Source organism: Candidatus Zixiibacteriota bacterium, from assembly GCA_040753875.1.
Lineage (GTDB): Bacteria > Zixibacteria > MSB-5A5 > GN15 > FEB-12 > DATKJY01.
In genome coordinates this window covers 13,385-30,236 of the sequence record JBFMDV010000023.1, presented here as the reverse complement: position 1 = coordinate 30,236, position 16,852 = coordinate 13,385, and the positions used below count along the sequence as shown (strand labels likewise).

The following is a 16,852-nucleotide window of genomic DNA, read 5'->3' as shown; positions in this document are numbered from 1 at the left end:
GCAACTCATATTCTTGCAATGAAATAAGACGATTCGACCACGACGGTCAACAAGATATTGTCAAAGCTTCTTGGCTTGCCACCGGCCGCGCTTGAACCACAGCGCCAACGCTGCCGCTTTCACCGTTGTGGTTATTGTAAGGGTCCACCAGACGCCGTTGATCCCCCAATCCAGTCCAAAGCACAGGTAGTACGCAAGTGGAACCCGTGCGATCGCACCGGGGATCATCACTACCATGGGAGAAACGGTGTCCCCGGCCCCACTGAATGAACCCTCCAGGACAATCTCTATGGCCATGGTGAACTGCGACAGTCCCAGAATCCGAAGGTAATCGACGGCGATCGCCATGACCTCCGGGTCACTGGTGAAAATCCGCGCGATGAAGTGTGGTATTGTCAGGAAGAGTATTGAAATGACGAACGTGAATGCCACCGCCAATCCCGCGGAACTCCAGGCGCAGCGTGCGGCGCGATCGGCGTTCCCGGCGCCAAGGTTCTGACCCACCATGGTCGAGGCGGCAACTGAAAAGCCGTAGCAGGTCAGATACGAGATTGATTCCATGCGATTGCCGATCCCCATGGCGGCACCCGCCGACTCGCCATAGTGATGGACGATATTGATGAGAAACCAGTAGACCGCAGTGAACGTCAGTTGCTGGATGGTTATAGGCAGACCGATGCGTGCGATTTTTCTCATTGCGGAAAGATCAGGACGGGTCCTGAATGGCGTGCCTATCGCGTATCCGAGTTTTCCTTTCATTAGAAACCACAATAACACCAGAGCTGCCAGTGAAATGGCGACAAGGGTGGCCACAGCGGCACCCGCGACGCCGAGTTTTGGAAATGGCCCAATCCCGAAAATCAGCAACGGATCGAGGATCATCTGGAATGCGATCAAACTGGCTCCCACCACAGTTGGCGTTTTGGTGTCCCCGGATGCTCTGAAAATGGACGCGGACGTGTCGTACAAGGCAAAAAAGACCGCCGTCAGAAAGAAGATCCGCAAATACGGAAGTGCGTGCACGAGCGTTGTGTCGCTCGTGTGCATGAATCTGAGGATAACCGGCGCCAGTATAAAGCCAAGTACGGTAAACACGAGTCCAAGCGCCAACGCCATGAGCAGGCCCTGGCGGGCGTGAAAGGCTGCTTGTTCTGGCTCCTTCGCCCCCACATGGCGCGAAACGATCGCGGTCAGGCCAATGTTGATCATCGTGAAACCGCAGAAGACTGTCCAGGTGATGACCATGGAACTGGTGACTGCATCCTGCGCCGACGGACCGAGTTTGCCGACCCAGAAGAAGTTCACGACCGAGAGCGCGATTTCCATGAACATCCCAAGCACCACAGGTACGGCGAGTGAGAGGACCGTTCGCCCGATCGGACCGGAGGTGATCTTAGTTGTGGCCGAGGTATGCATGATTGCTCATCGGAACGCGATTTCGCCGTGAGTGATTCGACCGGCAGTGGTGATTCTATGCCCGTATCTACTGAGACACTAACATGGTAGCGAACTATTTGTCGCGAAGGGTGTCAGAAAAATAGGAAAGTGCCATGGCGTAGCCATAGAATCCGAAACCGGTTACCTGGCCCCGGCAGACAGCCGCGATCGTGGAATGCCGCCGGAATTCCTCGCGTGAGTAGATATTGGATAAGTGCACTTCAATGGTCTCGATATTGACCGCTTCGATGGCGTCGCGAATCGCATAGCTGTAATGGGTCAGCGATCCCGGATTGATGATCATCCCCATTGACCCAGTTGCTTCACGCTGAATGAAGTCTATGATCGCCCCCTCAGAGTTGGACTGAAAGAACTGCAGTTCAAGGTTGATCTCTTTCGCCAGATCGTTCAACCGCCTGTTGAGTTCGTCCAATGGTTGCGTGCCGTAGACTTCGGGCTGGCGCTTCCCCAAAAGATTGAGATTTGGACCATTAACGACCAGTACCTTTGCCATCCGTTCCTCCAATGTCCTGATATCGAGAGAGCATCTGTCTTAGAGCATGAGACACCTGCGATGCAGATACGGCATCGACTATCACCGGTCTGCCCGGTGCTTTTAGTAGAATAAAGCGGAGTTTTTGCGCGGCGCGCTTTTTGTCCAGCGACATGGCCTGTATAACATCGTGAAGTTCGATCTGACGGCGCGGCACAAGGGCGACCATCCGATCAACTGATTCAGCGTATCCACTCAGCAACGACGGTTTTGTTTTGAGCGCCGTTTCCGCGAGTTCGAGCGCAGCAGCAATACCCAGGATCACTGCTTCTCCATGCAGCAGGGCACCATAACCGAGCGCTCGTTCGATCGCGTGACCAAACGTATGGCCATAATTGAGAAACATCCGCTTGCCCAGGTCTCGTTCGTCCTTGGCCAACAGACCAGCTTTGTAGACAGTTGTTCGAACAACGAGGTCGACCATTTCCGGGCTCCCCAACTCGATGCCACGGTCAAGAAAACGCGCGAAACGAACCAGCAAGGGTCCCCCTGCCAGACCCGCTGTCTTGAGAATCTCACCCATGCCGGCGACAAGATGTCGCTTGGGCAAGGTGTGAAGATAATCGAGGTTGGTCCAGACAAACTTCGGCTGCCAGATTGCACCGATGAGATTTTTGCCGCTTCGATGATTGATTCCTGTTTTGCCGCCAATTGCGGCGTCCACCATGCCAACCAGCGTGGTTGGGACCACGCCCCACGACAGTCCGCGCAGTGTCGTAGCCGCGGCGTAACCGGCCAGGTCCGAAACCACTCCGCCGCCGCAGGCCAGGATAAAATCATCCCGTGCTATACGTGATGACAGCAGGTAGTCATACACGTGAGCCAGCACCTGTGCGCTCTTTGTTCGCTCGCCGTCTGGGAGAACATATACTTCCGTTTGCAGCCGAGTCTTCGAAAGTTGCCCGAAGAACCGCACCCCGTGGAGCGCGTACCACTTGGCATCACACAACGCAAACACTCGTCCGTAACCCACATGCCGGCGAAGCAGCTTCCGCAGAACGGATACGTGTGCTCTGCCGATCTCTATGGGATAAGAGCGATCATCAAGCCTGACCAGAACGCGCGGCATCGAGTGCTTTCAACTTTCTTTCGATCTGAACCACGATTTCTTTGACTGTCTTACCGGTTGTAGATACGCGGATGTTGGCCATATGGTAGGCATGAATCCGAGTGGAGAGCAACTTCTTTATGCGATGCATTTGCACGTGCCGTGGTTCACTGCCGCCCTTTTGGGCAGCTCTCAGCAACGGTCTGTCGGTGTGCCGGCTGAGTCGCCGATATAGCTCACGAACCGAACAGGAGAGATATATGATGATACCGGCACGGTCGATCAACTGTCGATTTACTCTGTTCTGGTATGCTCCCCCACCAAGGGCCACTATTTTTCGGACTTTCGATGTCGTCAAATCGCGAATCACTGTTGACTCGAGTTTGCGAAAATAAGACTCCCCGTGCTCCGCAAATATGTCCTTTATGCTCTTGCCGGCGCGACGTGCTATTTGCGTATCTGTGTCGATAAAGGGGATTTTGCACCTATGTGCCAGCATTTTCCCGACGGTCGTCTTTCCCGACCCGGAAAAACCGACGAGAAAGAGTGAGCATGCAGAAGCACGATTCATTATCGCAACACCTATCGACTGGATCGACCAAAGCAAGCTTCATAGACAGGCTCAAACGGTGACTGTACCCCTGTCCATATTTCATACGACCGGATCGCCTGGGCGACGAGCATCGAAGACCCGTCGATGGCGATCAAACCTGCCTCTCTTGCGATCTGGACCCCGATACCGTTGTCGTTGTAGTTCATGTCATAGTAGACGGCATCTGACGGCCATATAAAGGAAGCCGGCAATGGGCAGATTTCAGGAAAATGCCAACCGCCCAACGGAGTGCAATTCACTATCAGTCCGCAGGTCGCATAATCGCCGGATTCTAACGAGTCAAGCGTGAAGGTGTTGAACGCCACGTCTGGATAGGCAGCAAACTGGTTTGTTAGGAGATCGAGGTTTCTCCCCGGTCTGGCCGCCACCACGATCTCACGAACACCGAACTCATGAATCAGGCTGTAGATCGCTGCAGAGGCAGCTCCCCCCGCGCCCAGTATCAGCGCCCGACAGCCGGTAACTTTGGCTCGGAGCGGCTGTAAGCCTGCGGCGAAGCCGTCAACATCGGTGTTGAATCCACGAGTGAAACTCCCATCGAATCGGATACAGTTCACTGCCTGAAGTAAGGTCGAAACCGCGTCCAGTTCATCGAGGAGCGAGATCACTGTTCGTTTGAACGGCACCGTCACGGCCAGGCCGTCGAGCGGCAAAGTTCGAAGCGTCTCTATCGTGTGTGGCAAGTCAGCTTGCAAGACCGAGTAGATTTTGAATTCTCCGGATCTCCCTGTCACGCTGAAGATCGCCTGGAAGATATCAGGCGATCTGGAATAGGCGATGTTCTCCCCGATCAAACCCAGGCGAATTGATTCGCTCATGACGCAATGCTGCTCAGCAAGTCGTAAAACTGAGGGCAGGAGACAGCCACAACGTTGTCTTCATCAATTGTCGACGGTCCGACTGCGAAAAGAGCCGCTATCGAGAACGCCATGGCAATGCGGTGGTCGCCGTACGATTGAATGTCCGCGCCGGTTATCTCTTTCCGCCCTTCGATCACCAGGCCGTCCGCGAGTAAGCCGCACTTGACCCCCATTCGACGAAGATTCTCCGACACTGCCATGAGTCTATCAGATTCCTTCACACGTAATTCTGCGGCGTCGCGAATAATGGTTGTGCCATCGGCAAATGCAGCCATGACGGCAACCATCGGAATTTCATCGATCAAGCCAACAATCGTGTCACCGTGAAGTTTTCGACTTTTCAACTGGCTGCCGACAACGGTCACGTTGCCTCTCGCTTCACCGGACACCACTGTTTTATCCGTGATGGCAACAGTACAGCCAATGGCCTTCAGATGGTCCAGGAACTCCGTGCGGAGCGGGTTGAGTCCGACGTTGGTCACTGTTATGCTCTTGCCGGAAATTGCCGCTGCCGCCAGGAAGAACGACGCGGTGGATATGTCCCCCGGAATGTCGATATCGCCTCCGTCAATGCGCGTCTGAGCCGATAGCGCAACCTCGCGCTTGAACGACTCCGGCATGCGGGTTCGTTTTCTCCTCGGGTCCACTGGATCCGGTTCGACGACTGGCTTGATCTCACGAACGGTAATCCCCTCACCGATAGCCTCGATCACATTCTCCGTGTGATCCCGTGTCGGTGTTTCTTCTCTCACTACTACGGAGCATTTGGAGGCAAGGCCGGCCAGCAGCAACGCCGATTTCACCTGTGCCGATGGCACCTTGAGCGTGTATTCAAACGGCAGTAGTTTGCTGCCGACCACTTTCAACGGCAGGCGGTTCTCGGTGCCAGCTAAACTGGCTCCCATGGCAGTGAGAGGATCGATCACTCGCTTCATGGGTCTGCGTCTGAGCGATTCGTCACCAGTCAGCGTGGCTTCCAATCCTGACCCTGCTATCAATCCCGCAAGCAACCGTGCGGTCGTGCCGGAGTTGCCGCAGTCGATGATGGCATCAGGAGGCAGGCTCAACTTGGCGGGGGGATGCAGGGTAACCGTGCTGCCTGCCTGTTCAACCCGTACACCGAACATGGCTGCGGCGTTAAGTGAGCTGCGGCAGTCAGCATTATCCGGGAAGTTACGGGCGACTATTGGTCCGTTTGACAGGATAGACAGTAGCGCTGCCCGATGGGCAATCGACTTATCGCCTGGGACAGACAGCGTCCCACCGAACTTGCGGGCCGGTTTGATGGTCCGCTTCATGTGACAACTCGGCCAAGCACCGGCGCCAGCGCCCTGAGCTCGGTCATGAGCTGGCGGAGATCAGTCGGCGTGATCGCTTGTGGACCATCTGACAGGGCGCGTGACGGCTCGTGGTGTACTTCAATGAGGAGGCCATCGGCGCCAACCGCAATCGATGCGCGCGACAGCGGAATCACCTTGTCCTTCCGGCCCGTGCCATGACTCGGGTCGGTGATGATCGGCAGATGGCTGGTCCGTTTGACATACGGCACGGCCGAGAGGTCGAGGGTGTTGCGAGCGTGATCGGCAAAGGTCCTCACACCACGCTCACAGAGGATAACGCGCGCATTCCCTTCGGACAGAATGTACTCTGCCGCCATGAGGAACTCCTCGATCGTGGCGGACAGGCCTCGTTTCAGGAGCACCGCCTTGGTACATCGCCCCGCCTTTTTCAGCAGCGAGTAGTTTTGCATGTTGCGAGCGCCGATCTGTACGATATCTGAGTGCTCCGCGACGGCATCGAGTGTCTCGGTATCCACGGCTTCGGTGACGATCAAAAGGCCAAATCGCGAGCGCACCTCGCTCAATATCTCCAGCCCCTGCATACCAAGTCCCTGAAAACTGTATGGTGACGTGCGCGGCTTAAAAGCCCCTCCCCTGAACACCTTGATTCCGGCTTTGGCCACTTGTTCTGCCACGACAAAGCACTGCTCGCGACTCTCTACCGAACAGGGACCGGCCATAACGACGAAATTGGAGCCGCCGATCCTCACGTCGCCGACACTCACAATAGTATCTGCACCAGAGAACTCGCGGCTCACCAGTTTATACGGTTGGGTGATATGAACGATATCTTCCACACCGGGGAGAGTAAGGACTCTGTCCGAATCCACCTGCGACTTGTTCCCGGTCACGCCTATGGCAGTTCGATGCATGCCCGGAATCGCGTGAGCCGACAACCCCATCTCCCGTATCACCTCGCACACCGCCGCCACCATTTCCGGCGTAGCGTTTCTTCCCATGACAATCAGCACAATGTACTCCAAACGACGGAACGCACGATCACATCTCCTCCGGTGCTTTCAGACCAAGCAGATACAGCCCCTCGTGAAGGACAGTTTGCACCGCCTTCACCAGTGCCATCCGTGCGGCGGTCAACTTGACATTCTCCGAAATAATCTTGTCAATTCTGCCCTGGCTGTCCTTTCGCTGGTAGAATTTGTTGAAGGCGCCGGCCAGGCGCAGCAGGTACACCGATACATGGTGTGGATCATAGTTCTTTGCGGCGAGTTCGACTGTTTCCGGGAAATCCGCCAACAGCTCCAAAATTCGTTGCTCTTCGAATTTGTCAAGCAGTCTGCAATCGACATCGGCGGCGATCGGTTTGCCATAGAGTCGCGCCAGAGAGCAGAGCCGGGCGTGCGTGTACTGAAGGTACGGTCCGGTCTCCCCTTCGAAATTGAGCACTTCCTCCCAGACAAAATTGACATCCTTGTGGCGCCTCACCGACAACTGGGAGAAAATGACCGCGCCCACGCCGATCATCTGGGCGGTTTCTTCAAAATGCGCCAAGCTGGGATTCTTCTCTCTTATCTTACTCCGGGCCAGAGTCACCGCCTGATCCAGCACGTCTTCAAGAAAGATGATATTCCCTCGCCGGGTGGACATCGTCTTGTCGCCGAACTTGACCCACCCAAAATCAACATGCCTGATACGCGCGGAGATTCTCTCGGCGGGGAGTGTCTTCTCAGCCTCTTCCAATCGCGAAATAACGGCGATCATCTGCTTGAAATGATCCGCCTGCGAGGATCCGACCACATACAAGGATTCATCGAAACGGAATCGATCCCAGCGATAGTATGCTCCGGCCAGGTCACGCGTCAGGTAGAGCGTGGCGCCGTCTGCCTTGCGCAGAAGGGCGGGCGGCAGATTCGGCTCATGCAGATCGACAATCAACGCGCCATCGGACATTTTGGTCAACCCCGCCTTGGATAGCCTGTCGATCACGGTCTCCATCTTGTCATTGAGGAACGATTCCCCGTACACAAGATCGAACTCCACACCGAGCCGCCCATAGATTCGGTCGAATTCGGCGTTGGAGATGGTCTTGAACTGCTCCCACAGTCGTACTGCCTCGGGAACACCCTCTTCCAATCGCTTGAACTCGGTTCTCGCCTCTTCGTCCAACGACCTATCGGTCTCTACTTCGGCATGAAACCGCACGTACAGGTCAAGCAGGTTTGCTATCGCCTTCTCCCCCTCGAGCATCCCCGGTTTCCCCCAGCGTCGATAGGCTACGATCATTTTGCCGAACTGGGTCCCCCAATCCCCCGGGTAATTGATACCAGTGACGTTATAGCCAAGCTTCTTGAATATCCGACGGAGTGAATTGCCAATCACAGTAGACCGAAGATGCCCTACCCCAAATGGCTTGGCGATATTTGGTGACGAATACTCGACCAGACACCGCTTGCCAGCGCCGATATCGAGAGAGCCGTAGGATTGCCCTTGCGACAATGCTTCTGAGAGCACTCTCGTTGCCAGTTCATTAACGGGGACGCGGGCATTGACAAAAGCGTTGACCGCAAGCGTTGCAAAAGCTGTCCCTTTTGAGAACTGATAATTCGACTGAACGGATGCCGCGATCTTGACCGGACTCTGCCCCAGCAATCCCGAGAATCGATGTACTGGAACTGCCAACCAACCCATTTGTGGGTCCTTCGGGTGTTCGATAGCAGCGAGGATTTCCGCCTCATTAAACGGACCAGTGTTGCCAAACTGAACACCTATGTCCCTATAGGTGCGACGGAAGGCATCGGCCGTCGCGGCAGCGAACTCTCTTTTGTATTTCTCTTTGACTGACATACCTGATTCTGTATCACACTTCAGCAACAAATATGGTTATCCGAATTGCCTTCGGCAATTGGAATGTTGACCATTACAGGCACTGTTAGTGGTCCAGCTATGCCGACTCCCCTTCCGTGATTGCCCAGCCGTGGCGACCGTTGCGACGTTCCGCGTTCCGAAAAGACCAGTAGTAGAAAACCGACGAGACAATATAGAGAGCGATCGTAATATTGAAGGTAAGCGAGTAGCCGTACAAGTCGATAAGTCGCCCGCCGATCGCGGCCGATATCATCCAGGCGGAGGTCCAACTGACCATCAGGAGCGCGTTGACCAGCCCCTGCTCGCGTCGCTCGCACATCTCCATGCCGAAATTGGTTCCCAGCGGTACGCCGATATTCATGAGCCCACCACGGATAACGAATGCTCCGAATGCCACCGGCAGATAGTATGTGTACGAAAGCACCAGCATAAACGGTATCGAAGCCAGCTGCGTGAGTACGATAGCACGCACCAGACCGAATCGCCTGGTAAGCATCGGTGCCGCCACGGTCCCGGCAAACATGGCGCACGTAACACAGAAATAGAACAAGCCGATCGTGTCAGGCTCCAGGTCAAAACGGTCCCGGAAATAAAGATTCAGGAAAGGAATGATCAATCCGGCCCCCAGACCTATGAGGAAATTGGCGAAACCGATCCTGAAGAGAAATCCCCTGCGCCGCCGCCATTGTTCCCGAGAGAACGACAGGCGATTCTCGTCGTTCGAGACACTGTGCTCGCGGATCAATGAGAATGGTATAATACTCAGCAAGCTAATGGCGATCGTCGCGTACAGCGTGTAGCGATACCCCAAAAGCAGACTACCGGACCACTCGGCGATCAATTCCGCCGCCTTGCCGGCCGTCAGAGAACCGACCATGGCCGCCAGCAGCATCACCCCGAACGAGAACGAAAACAGGTGCGTGCGCTCTCTGGGCGTTGAATGGCGCATGTAAAACGGCGCCGCGGCCACACGCGTGACAGTGAAGGCCGTGCCCGCCAATGCGGAGAAAGCGAGCACGACGGGAAAGATCGATGTACTGACCACAAAGTAGCTGCAGAGTGCGAACAGCCCAACAGCCGCCAGAAGCATTGGTTTCAATCGTATCCGTGCCAGCGCCATCGCCACGGGGATCGCGCTGAACGCCATCCCAACGGCGCGGAAGGAGTTCACGAGTCCGATTCGCGTGTCTGTAAAGCCAAGCTCCCTCAGGTACAGGTTCAGAAGTAGTTGAAATACCTCGAAATTGATCCCAACCAGGAACGCCGCCAGCAGGTACAACCGGGCGTTGCGCGTAAACAGGCGCACATGAAAGAGGTATTCGTCCAGCCAGGCATGCCACCCCGTTCGGGGCACCGCGTGCTTACCTGCACCCTCACTTATGGTTTCAGCACGAGGGCGCATGGTCACATCTCTCGTACGCCGGTTGTTGTCTCATCACGCGGCAGTACCGGCGCGATGCGAGGCTGCTATCTTGCAGAAGTTTTGCAGAATAGTCATGCCGTCCGGTGTCATGATCGATTCCGGATGATATTGAACGCCAAACACCGGCATTGTCAGATGTTCGATTCCCATTATAGTCCCATCATCACTCCAGGCGGTAATCCGTAATTCTGGGGCCAGAGTTTTCCTGTCGACCGCCAGCGAATGATACCGTGTCGCGCTGAACGGATTGGCAACCCCCTGGTAAAGGCGTGAATTGTCGTGCCTGACAGTCGACACCTTTCCGTGCATGATGGCCGATGCATATACGATAGTTGAGCCGTATACCTGGGCGATCGCCTGGTGTCCGAGGCAGACGCCGAGAATGGGACAGGAGCCCGCCAACGTCCTGATCAGCGCATTCATGATACCCGCATTCTCGGGACGCCCCGGGCCCGGTGACAACACAATTGCGCTCGGACTCACACGTTGCACATCCTCGATGGATACTTGGTCATTAAGTGCCACTTTCACCTCTACCCCAAGCGTAGAAAAATACTGCACGAGGTTGAACGTGAATGAGTCGTAATTGTCCAGAACGAATACCATGGAGTGCCATCAGAGTTTCGGCGGCAATTGAAACTCGCCCTGTGCGATGAACTGCACCGGACCCGAGAGTTCTATGCTGCCGGTATCCTGACGCCAGTACACCCGGAGCGAGCCGGATTCGAACTGCACTTCGCAGTTTCTTTCGGCCAGGCCAAGCATGACTGCCGCACAGGTGGCTGCGGCGGCGCCGGTACCGGACGATCCCGTCGCACCGACACCCCGCTCCCAGTCCCTGACCTGCAGCTTTCGACGGGAGATCGGTCGGACAAATTCTACGTTTGTCCCTTTTGGGAAGATCGATGCCGTCTCTAGTTCGCGCCCCAGCTTTTTCCAGTCGAAGTCGAAACCATCAACGAACAACACACAGTGCGGGTTGCCGACGGACAAACAGGTGAGGTCGAGCCTCGTGCCGCCCACTTTGATCGGGCTGTTGATAACGTATTTCCGATCCGCCCGCATCGGCACGTTGCGAGCAACAAAGTCCGGCTTCCCCAAATCGGCACGAACTAACTGCCCGCCCGAGATTCTATTCGTGAGCTCAGCCACACATCGCTCGCCCCCCATGTGGAATGTGAATTGGCGCTTTGTTGGAGCGCGCATCGCCAGGTACAAGGCGGCGATCCGAAGCCCGTTCCCCGACCTCTCCGCCCAGCTGCCGTCGGCGTTGTATACATCCACCCTGCGATCTACTCCCTTGTGTGCAGACAGATGGAGCACGCCGTCGGCGCCGATCCCTCGCTGCGGATCACAGATCGTCCGGGCCAGTCGGGACAACTCGGTCCGGGTCCGCCGGGATGGACCCGATTCGACTACAAGGAAACTGTTGCCGAGTGCGTGATATTTGAAAAACAGCATCTTCATCGCCCTGCTAATCTATTCGGGACAGCTCAATGGGCAATGAAAAAACCCGCCCTGAGGCGGGTTTTTGTCATACTGACCCACGGATTTTCTGTGCGCAGGTAACCGATCAGAGATTCTCCTTGATCAGCTTGGCCAGCCGATTGATCCCTTCCACGATCTCGCTCGGAGACGCCGTGGAATAATTGAGGCGCATAGTGTTGTCGCCGCCGCCGTTGGCAAAAAACGGCGACCCGTACACATAGGCCACCTTCTGGGCCACCGCCTTCGGGAACAGTTCCTTGGCCGACATTTTAGACGGAAGGGTCAACCAGAGGAACAGCCCTCCTTCGGGGCGGGTCCAGGTGACTTCCGAAGGGAAGCTCTCCTCCAGCGTCTTGAGCATTAGATTCCGCTTCATCAGATAGTCGGCTTTGATCTTCTCGATGTGTGGCTCCAGCAGGCCGCGGACAACATACTCATAGAGCACATATTGATTGAACGAATTGGTGTGAAGGTCAGAGCACTGCTTCACTTTCTCGAATTGATGCATGATCGGTTTGGGGCCGTTCATCCAGCCTATCCGGAAGCCCGGACAGACCAATTTGCTGAAAGTCCGCAGTGCGATCACGGAATCCCCCCCCATCGACTTAACGGTAGGAATGCGCTGTCCCATGAACCGAATGTCGCCATACGGATTATCATCCATGATGGGCACTTCGTATTTGATCGCCAGCTCGACCAGCTCCCGGCGCCGGCTTTCCGACATGCTGATCCCTGTCGGATTCTGGAAATTCGAGACCGTGTAGATAAGTTTCGGTTTGTACTTGATGAGCATCTGCTCGACCTGGTCGGTGATCATCCCCTCGTCATCCATAGCCACTGTCACGTAGCGCGCCTGGTAGTAATTGAACGCCTGCAGCGCGCCGACGTAGGTAGGGTTCTCGACCAGGACGTAATCGCCCCGGTCCACGAACGCCCGTGCCAGAAGCTCGATCCCTTGCTGCGCGCCCGCCGTGACGAGAATATTGTCCACATCCGATGGTGTCCCGCGCTCTGTCGCACGCTTTGCGATCAGCTCCCGAAGCGGCGTGATGCCGCGAGAGAGCGCGTACTGCAAGCTGGCGGGACCATACTTGTCCAGCACCTCCACCATGATCTTCTTGAGATCAGAGATCGGAAACAACTCCGGGGCAGGCAGCCCTCCCGCAAAGGAGATCACGCCCGGCTGCGACGAGATCTTTAGTATCTCGCGGATGATCGATGTCTCCAATCGGATAACGTGCTCGGCAATGCCCCATTTATCGGTATGAACGCGGTGATTGACATCGGTAATCATAGACGTCATCCTTTCCCTTATCAGCTATATCGTCCGAATAAACCGGACGGTCCAGTCTACGTACAACACCAATATACACTCCCCGTGTAAAAAGAAAACCACAAAAGAACAACTTGTTAGGTGCCGGGCAGCCATCGTGACTTGCCCCTAAGGTATTCACTGTAGTAATAGCAGTCCCTTTCGGAAGATACCTTGACGGACTTGGGTGAGCGACAGTATATTTAAGGATGCCGTGCCAGGATGTCACAGAACAACTGACTGTCACGCTGGACCAGCAGGACCGCGTGGTGCATTACTCGCTTTCGAAACTCACCTGTGGTGGGTCAGTAGGAAACCCCTCTTTGTTACGCAAGTTGGTGGCAAATAGACCTGCCCAGGAAGTCCTTGAGGCGAAGCCGGAAGCCGTGCTGGCCGCTATGCCTACTCTAAGCGAAACATGGGAGTTTCTCACCCGTAAGCACCTGGCGGCACTCCAACAGGGACTTTCGGCGTTTCTGGGCCTTGTTCCTTCTCGACCTTCTGACCAGTGCATCGTTATCTCCGTGATAGGTACGGAAAAGGGGATTCGCATGGAAGCCGATATTCGCGTCGACATGATCACCAGCGAGATCAAGGCGTGTGGTGGCGGGACGTGCGGAAACTGTTCGTCGTCGAGTTCGCAAGCGCACTGAATTTCAGAACACCGGTATTGCCAATTTCGGCGCCAAGGCACTCACCACATTAAATTCCCCCAAATACGGAAAAGTATCCTGGGAGATTTAGGTCTCGGTTGAGACTGATGCTTCAGATGGTGCCCAGGGTGGCAACAACTTCGTGAGGACAAAGAGGATGACAAACGGAAGCGCCAGCAGCGCCATAGCCATGAACAGACCCTCAAGGCCCATGAGCTCTAACTTGTACACGGTTAATCCTCGCAGACTCTTCGAGAAGAGCTGTCCTCCGATCACGACATTCCAGCGCGTGCTGAAGATACCAACTTGAACAAGGAAAGCAGCGATCAGGAACAAGATTTTACGCATTTCATCGGGCAGACGACCGAAGCGGGCCCAGGCCAATGAGAGCATGGGGATTGCGGTTCCGAGTAGAATCTGTGTGACGATGAGGCTGATGAATAACCGCCCTGAGATCATCTCGCGGAGGATATTGATGGATTCTTCCGATTCATATAAGCGATGTATGAAATCGAGCAACTCGAGAGCGAAATCGACAATAAGGGCATACAATAGCAATTCCCCCAGCTTGTTGAGACAGGTCATGCTTATCTGCTTCCAGCGAAGCATCGTTGTAACCATGTAGACGAGCAGCACCAAAGCGATGCCCGAGACAATCGCTGAAAAGAGAAACACGATCGGCATAAGCACGGAGCTCCACCACGGGTTCGCCTTGACCGAGCCGAAGATGAAACCGACATAGCCGTGCAGCAAGAAAGCCGAGGGGATACCGATAATGGTGATGACCCGACCGATTTTGTCATCGAAATTGACGGCGGCGTCTGTGGTATCTGTAGCTCCGAGACTCAACACTTTGTAGATGAACTTCCTGACACCTTTCGATTCACGGGACCACATTACGATCGCCTTACGGTAGTCAAACCAGATTTCCAGCAATAATACCACCGCAAGATACCAGGCGTATACAAAGCCAAACATGGCCATGGCCGACTGCGTGTGTGGTGTCAGGAACATTTCCAGAGCTCTCTCCGGGTGACCCAGGTGGGCCAGAAGGGGAAGCGGGGCCGCCAGCATAAACGACAGGGCCGTCAAAAGGGACAGGCGATACACCGGCTGAAGAGCTTTTACGTTAAATACCCGTTCCAGAGACGCCAGAATAAAGGCCCCGGCGACCAGACCGGTCAAATAAGGGTAAACGACAATAAGCAAGCCCCAATGGAGCTCAAATTCATTCGGATACATGTAGCCGGTCGCTTCGGGAAGGTTCTGGACCGCCGCAATCGATGCGAATAACACGGGTTACCTCACTTCCCCATCTGCGTTTGCATAGTACACTTTCGGCGAGGTATTAAGCCAGGGTTTGAGCACGCTCACATCATTGAAGCGCAAGAAATGTCGGAGCGGGCTGCTCTGTTGGCCGGATTCTCCGAAAATTCGCGCCTGGGTCGGACATACCTCGACGCATGCCGGCGCCAGTCCTTTTGTGATCCGATGGTAACAGAATGTGCACTTATCGGCGACTTTCTTTTCCGGATGCAGGTACCGAGCGCCATAGGGGCATGCCTGGATACAATACCGGCAACCGACGCAATAGGAATCATCTACCAGAACGACGCCGTCGCGCGACTCAAACGTCGCCCCGACAGGACAGACCTGCACGCACGGTGGATTGGCACAGTGGTTACACAGCTTGGGGACGAAGAAGGTCCGGAGGACATCGATATCCTCCTGTGGTTCAGGGAATCCGTCAATACCGCCGTTGGGGCTGTCGACTCTTGCCTCCCCGCTCGTCGGAATTATGTATCGCTCGACCCAGGTTCGGAAGAAAGTGGGCTCCAGCGGGACCTTATTCTCCTTCTTACAGGCATCGGCACAACGACCACACCCGATACATCGATGAATATCGACGCCCATGGCATAGTTGTGCTTTGAGGCATCATATTGGCCTTCTTCGTCTGCTACCAGGGACTCGGCCGAACCGACCACCGAAAAAACAAGCAGCCAGGGGGGCAAGGCGCGCGAGCAATTCTCAAGGAATTCTCGCCGGGGCATATCCGTACCGAGTTTCTTCATTGTATTGCCTCCGGATAATGGGGGTAATGGCAATCCCAGCATTGGTACCGACCGCCGTGCGCGGTCATATCGACCCGTGGGATTTCTCTTGAACTCGAAGCGTCGCTCGCATGACACTGGCCACACACCGCCTTGCTGAGAGGTTTCTTGGCCAGCGCCAGTCGCGGGTTTTGATAATGTTCGGGGGGAACGGTATGACAAACGGTACATGCTACGTTCGTGTGCCGCGAGACCATCTTTTTGCTGGCTATCTCGCGATGGCAAGCGCTGCATTCCTCCGGTGGGTGCGGTAGCGTCGGATTATGCGGCTCGTGACAGGTCATACACGCTTTTCCGGCATTATGAACATCGGGCAAAATCTGCGGAAAACCGGAGGGGCGCGATGGGTTATAACCGTGACACAAGGGGCAGAACCCACGGCCTTTCGGCTTCTCCGGGACGAACTCATCCGGGGCGTCGACATGTCTTTTGGCCGGTCCATGACAGACCTCGCATGCCACGCCGGCATGAAATGAGTTTTGCTTGAGGTCGTAGACATCGCTATGACAATCTGCGCACGCGAGCGATCCCGCATAGGTGAACTCCTGTCCGGCGATCTCCCCTACCGCGGCGGCGCGATAGTGACCGTATTCGCCGAAAGTCCTTGGGACGAGCAGATGACGTGCGACGAACAGACTGCCTATAGCGACCACAAAGATCACCAGTAGCGGAGTCAGTTGCCGAGGGAGTCGATTCATTCCGGTTTTATTTGTCTTGCGTTAGTTTCTAAATCCCGTACATTGGAAACTATACAATAATGGCCTAAACAGTCAACTTGTTTTATTCTCATAAGGCGTGAAAGTACACTCGGGAGTACACTATCCACTTTCGAGTGTATAGCGACCGACACAGATCAGTTCACGATACAGAGCCTCTCCCAAACGGGCAGGCTGACTGGTACCTTAAGACAAAGGAGCGGTTGAATGTCAATCTGGCTCATCCTTCTGATCTTGATCGCAGTCGTCGCCGTCGCTTTGGTGGCGGTCCTGCTCGGTGTCATTCTCTTTCAGTTTCATCGATTCAACCGAGCACCAAAGAGCACAGCCCTCAGGTAAGGCACTGAGATTCCACGGCATTATTGCGCGGCAGGTGAGACAAAGAAAATGGCGCCCCGCAGAATCGAACTGCGGACACACGGATTTTCAGTCCGTTGCTCTACCAACTGAGCTAGGGCGCCAGAACAGACTTTG

Annotated in this window: 17 protein-coding genes and 1 tRNA gene; 2 read left to right on the top strand and 16 right to left on the bottom strand. The window is 55.2% G+C overall.

From position 1 onward, the window contains the following. Nucleotides 1–60: 60 nt before the first annotated feature. From AB1644_07690 to AB1644_07635, 12 genes are all read right to left on the bottom strand, one after another. Complete coding sequence (locus AB1644_07690; protein ID MEW6050926.1) at nucleotides 61–1,416, bottom strand: MATE family efflux transporter; 1,356 nt, start codon at nucleotides 1,414–1,416, stop codon at nucleotides 61–63. A 94-nt stretch (nucleotides 1,417–1,510) separates the two neighbouring features. Then, entirely contained in the window at nucleotides 1,511–1,951 is a 441-nt protein-coding gene (gene aroQ / locus AB1644_07685; protein MEW6050925.1) for a type II 3-dehydroquinate dehydratase, read from the bottom strand. Beyond that, the gene (locus AB1644_07680; GenBank protein ID MEW6050924.1) at nucleotides 1,929–3,059 is read right to left on the bottom strand and encodes a 3-dehydroquinate synthase family protein; all 1,131 of its coding nucleotides are present in this window, start codon (nucleotides 3,057–3,059) and stop codon (nucleotides 1,929–1,931) included. Before AB1644_07680 ends, aroQ begins: the two co-directional genes overlap by 23 nt. After that, nucleotides 3,034–3,609 (bottom strand): shikimate kinase, encoded by a 576-nt coding sequence (locus AB1644_07675; GenBank protein MEW6050923.1) that lies wholly within the window; start codon nucleotides 3,607–3,609, stop codon nucleotides 3,034–3,036. Before AB1644_07675 ends, AB1644_07680 begins: the two co-directional genes overlap by 26 nt. A gap of 11 nt (nucleotides 3,610–3,620) precedes the next feature. Then, on the bottom strand, nucleotides 3,621–4,469 hold the full coding sequence (locus AB1644_07670) for a hypothetical protein (GenBank protein ID MEW6050922.1): 849 nt from the start codon (nucleotides 4,467–4,469) through the stop codon (nucleotides 3,621–3,623). Next, nucleotides 4,466–5,809 (bottom strand): 3-phosphoshikimate 1-carboxyvinyltransferase, encoded by a 1,344-nt coding sequence (gene aroA / locus AB1644_07665; GenBank protein MEW6050921.1) that lies wholly within the window; start codon nucleotides 5,807–5,809, stop codon nucleotides 4,466–4,468. Before aroA ends, AB1644_07670 begins: the two co-directional genes overlap by 4 nt. After that, complete coding sequence (aroF, locus tag AB1644_07660) at nucleotides 5,806–6,822, bottom strand: 3-deoxy-7-phosphoheptulonate synthase (GenBank protein ID MEW6050920.1); 1,017 nt, start codon at nucleotides 6,820–6,822, stop codon at nucleotides 5,806–5,808. Before aroF ends, aroA begins: the two co-directional genes overlap by 4 nt. 28 nt (nucleotides 6,823–6,850) lie before the next feature. Beyond that, entirely contained in the window at nucleotides 6,851–8,653 is a 1,803-nt protein-coding gene (gene argS, locus AB1644_07655; protein MEW6050919.1) for an arginine--tRNA ligase, read from the bottom strand. A gap of 97 nt (nucleotides 8,654–8,750) precedes the next feature. After that, nucleotides 8,751–10,028, bottom strand: a complete 1,278-nt coding sequence (locus tag AB1644_07650) for an MFS transporter (protein MEW6050918.1) — start codon at nucleotides 10,026–10,028, stop codon at nucleotides 8,751–8,753. An 81-nt stretch (nucleotides 10,029–10,109) separates the two neighbouring features. Continuing rightward, nucleotides 10,110–10,703, bottom strand: coding sequence for an aminodeoxychorismate/anthranilate synthase component II (locus tag AB1644_07645; protein MEW6050917.1), 594 nt, complete (start codon nucleotides 10,701–10,703; stop codon nucleotides 10,110–10,112). A gap of 9 nt (nucleotides 10,704–10,712) precedes the next feature. Continuing rightward, entirely contained in the window at nucleotides 10,713–11,564 is an 852-nt protein-coding gene (gene dapF / locus AB1644_07640) for a diaminopimelate epimerase (GenBank protein MEW6050916.1), read from the bottom strand. Nucleotides 11,565–11,670: 106 nt separating this feature from the next. Next, nucleotides 11,671–12,879, bottom strand: a complete 1,209-nt coding sequence (locus AB1644_07635) for a PLP-dependent aminotransferase family protein (GenBank protein ID MEW6050915.1) — start codon at nucleotides 12,877–12,879, stop codon at nucleotides 11,671–11,673. 227 nt (nucleotides 12,880–13,106) lie between these two features. On the opposite strand from AB1644_07635, the gene AB1644_07630 reads away from it, so the two are divergent. Beyond that, nucleotides 13,107–13,550 carry a hypothetical protein gene (locus AB1644_07630; GenBank protein ID MEW6050914.1) on the top strand — a complete coding sequence of 148 codons (444 nt, stop codon included), beginning with the start codon at nucleotides 13,107–13,109 and terminating at the stop codon, nucleotides 13,548–13,550. Between the two features lie 87 nt (nucleotides 13,551–13,637). On the opposite strand, the gene nrfD is transcribed toward AB1644_07630, so the two are convergent. From nrfD to AB1644_07615, 3 genes are read right to left on the bottom strand one after another with little or no spacing between them, the layout of a single operon-like run. Further along, nucleotides 13,638–14,846, bottom strand: coding sequence for an NrfD/PsrC family molybdoenzyme membrane anchor subunit (gene nrfD, locus AB1644_07625; protein MEW6050913.1), 1,209 nt, complete (start codon nucleotides 14,844–14,846; stop codon nucleotides 13,638–13,640). Between the two features lie 3 nt (nucleotides 14,847–14,849). Then, a complete protein-coding gene (locus tag AB1644_07620; GenBank protein MEW6050912.1) occupies nucleotides 14,850–15,623 on the bottom strand; it encodes a 4Fe-4S dicluster domain-containing protein in 774 nt (257 codons plus the stop codon). Then, complete coding sequence (locus tag AB1644_07615) at nucleotides 15,620–16,360, bottom strand: hypothetical protein (protein MEW6050911.1); 741 nt, start codon at nucleotides 16,358–16,360, stop codon at nucleotides 15,620–15,622. The genes AB1644_07620 and AB1644_07615 overlap by 4 nt, the downstream gene beginning before the upstream one ends. A 225-nt stretch (nucleotides 16,361–16,585) precedes the next feature. On the opposite strand from AB1644_07615, the gene AB1644_07610 reads away from it, so the two are divergent. Then, entirely contained in the window at nucleotides 16,586–16,717 is a 132-nt protein-coding gene (locus tag AB1644_07610) for a hypothetical protein (protein MEW6050910.1), read from the top strand. A gap of 49 nt (nucleotides 16,718–16,766) precedes the next feature. On the opposite strand, the gene AB1644_07605 is transcribed toward AB1644_07610, so the two are convergent. Beyond that, nucleotides 16,767–16,839, bottom strand: a tRNA-Phe gene (locus AB1644_07605). Between the last annotated feature and the right edge of the window lie 13 nt (nucleotides 16,840–16,852).

What these genes read in the sequence shown, in the direction of transcription:
- AB1644_07690 (MEW6050926.1), bottom strand. Translation starts at nt 1,416, where the DNA reads ATGCATACCTCGGCCACAACTAAGATCACCTCCGGTCCGATCGGGCGA.
- aroQ (MEW6050925.1), bottom strand. Translation starts at nt 1,951, where the DNA reads ATGGCAAAGGTACTGGTCGTTAATGGTCCAAATCTCAATCTTTTGGGG.
- AB1644_07680 (MEW6050924.1), bottom strand. Translation starts at nt 3,059, where the DNA reads ATGCCGCGCGTTCTGGTCAGGCTTGATGATCGCTCTTATCCCATAGAG.
- AB1644_07675 (MEW6050923.1), bottom strand. Translation starts at nt 3,609, where the DNA reads ATGAATCGTGCTTCTGCATGCTCACTCTTTCTCGTCGGTTTTTCCGGG.
- AB1644_07670 (MEW6050922.1), bottom strand. Translation starts at nt 4,469, where the DNA reads ATGAGCGAATCAATTCGCCTGGGTTTGATCGGGGAGAACATCGCCTAT.
- aroA (MEW6050921.1), bottom strand. Translation starts at nt 5,809, where the DNA reads ATGAAGCGGACCATCAAACCGGCCCGCAAGTTCGGTGGGACGCTGTCT.
- argS (MEW6050919.1), bottom strand. Translation starts at nt 8,653, where the DNA reads ATGTCAGTCAAAGAGAAATACAAAAGAGAGTTCGCTGCCGCGACGGCC.
- AB1644_07645 (MEW6050917.1), bottom strand. Translation starts at nt 10,703, where the DNA reads ATGGTATTCGTTCTGGACAATTACGACTCATTCACGTTCAACCTCGTG.
- dapF (MEW6050916.1), bottom strand. Translation starts at nt 11,564, where the DNA reads ATGAAGATGCTGTTTTTCAAATATCACGCACTCGGCAACAGTTTCCTT.
- AB1644_07635 (MEW6050915.1), bottom strand. Translation starts at nt 12,879, where the DNA reads ATGATTACCGATGTCAATCACCGCGTTCATACCGATAAATGGGGCATT.
- AB1644_07630 (MEW6050914.1), top strand. Translation starts at nt 13,107, where the DNA reads ATGCCGTGCCAGGATGTCACAGAACAACTGACTGTCACGCTGGACCAG.
- AB1644_07620 (MEW6050912.1), bottom strand. Translation starts at nt 15,623, where the DNA reads ATGAAGAAACTCGGTACGGATATGCCCCGGCGAGAATTCCTTGAGAAT.
- AB1644_07615 (MEW6050911.1), bottom strand. Translation starts at nt 16,360, where the DNA reads ATGAATCGACTCCCTCGGCAACTGACTCCGCTACTGGTGATCTTTGTG.
- AB1644_07610 (MEW6050910.1), top strand. Translation starts at nt 16,586, where the DNA reads ATGTCAATCTGGCTCATCCTTCTGATCTTGATCGCAGTCGTCGCCGTC.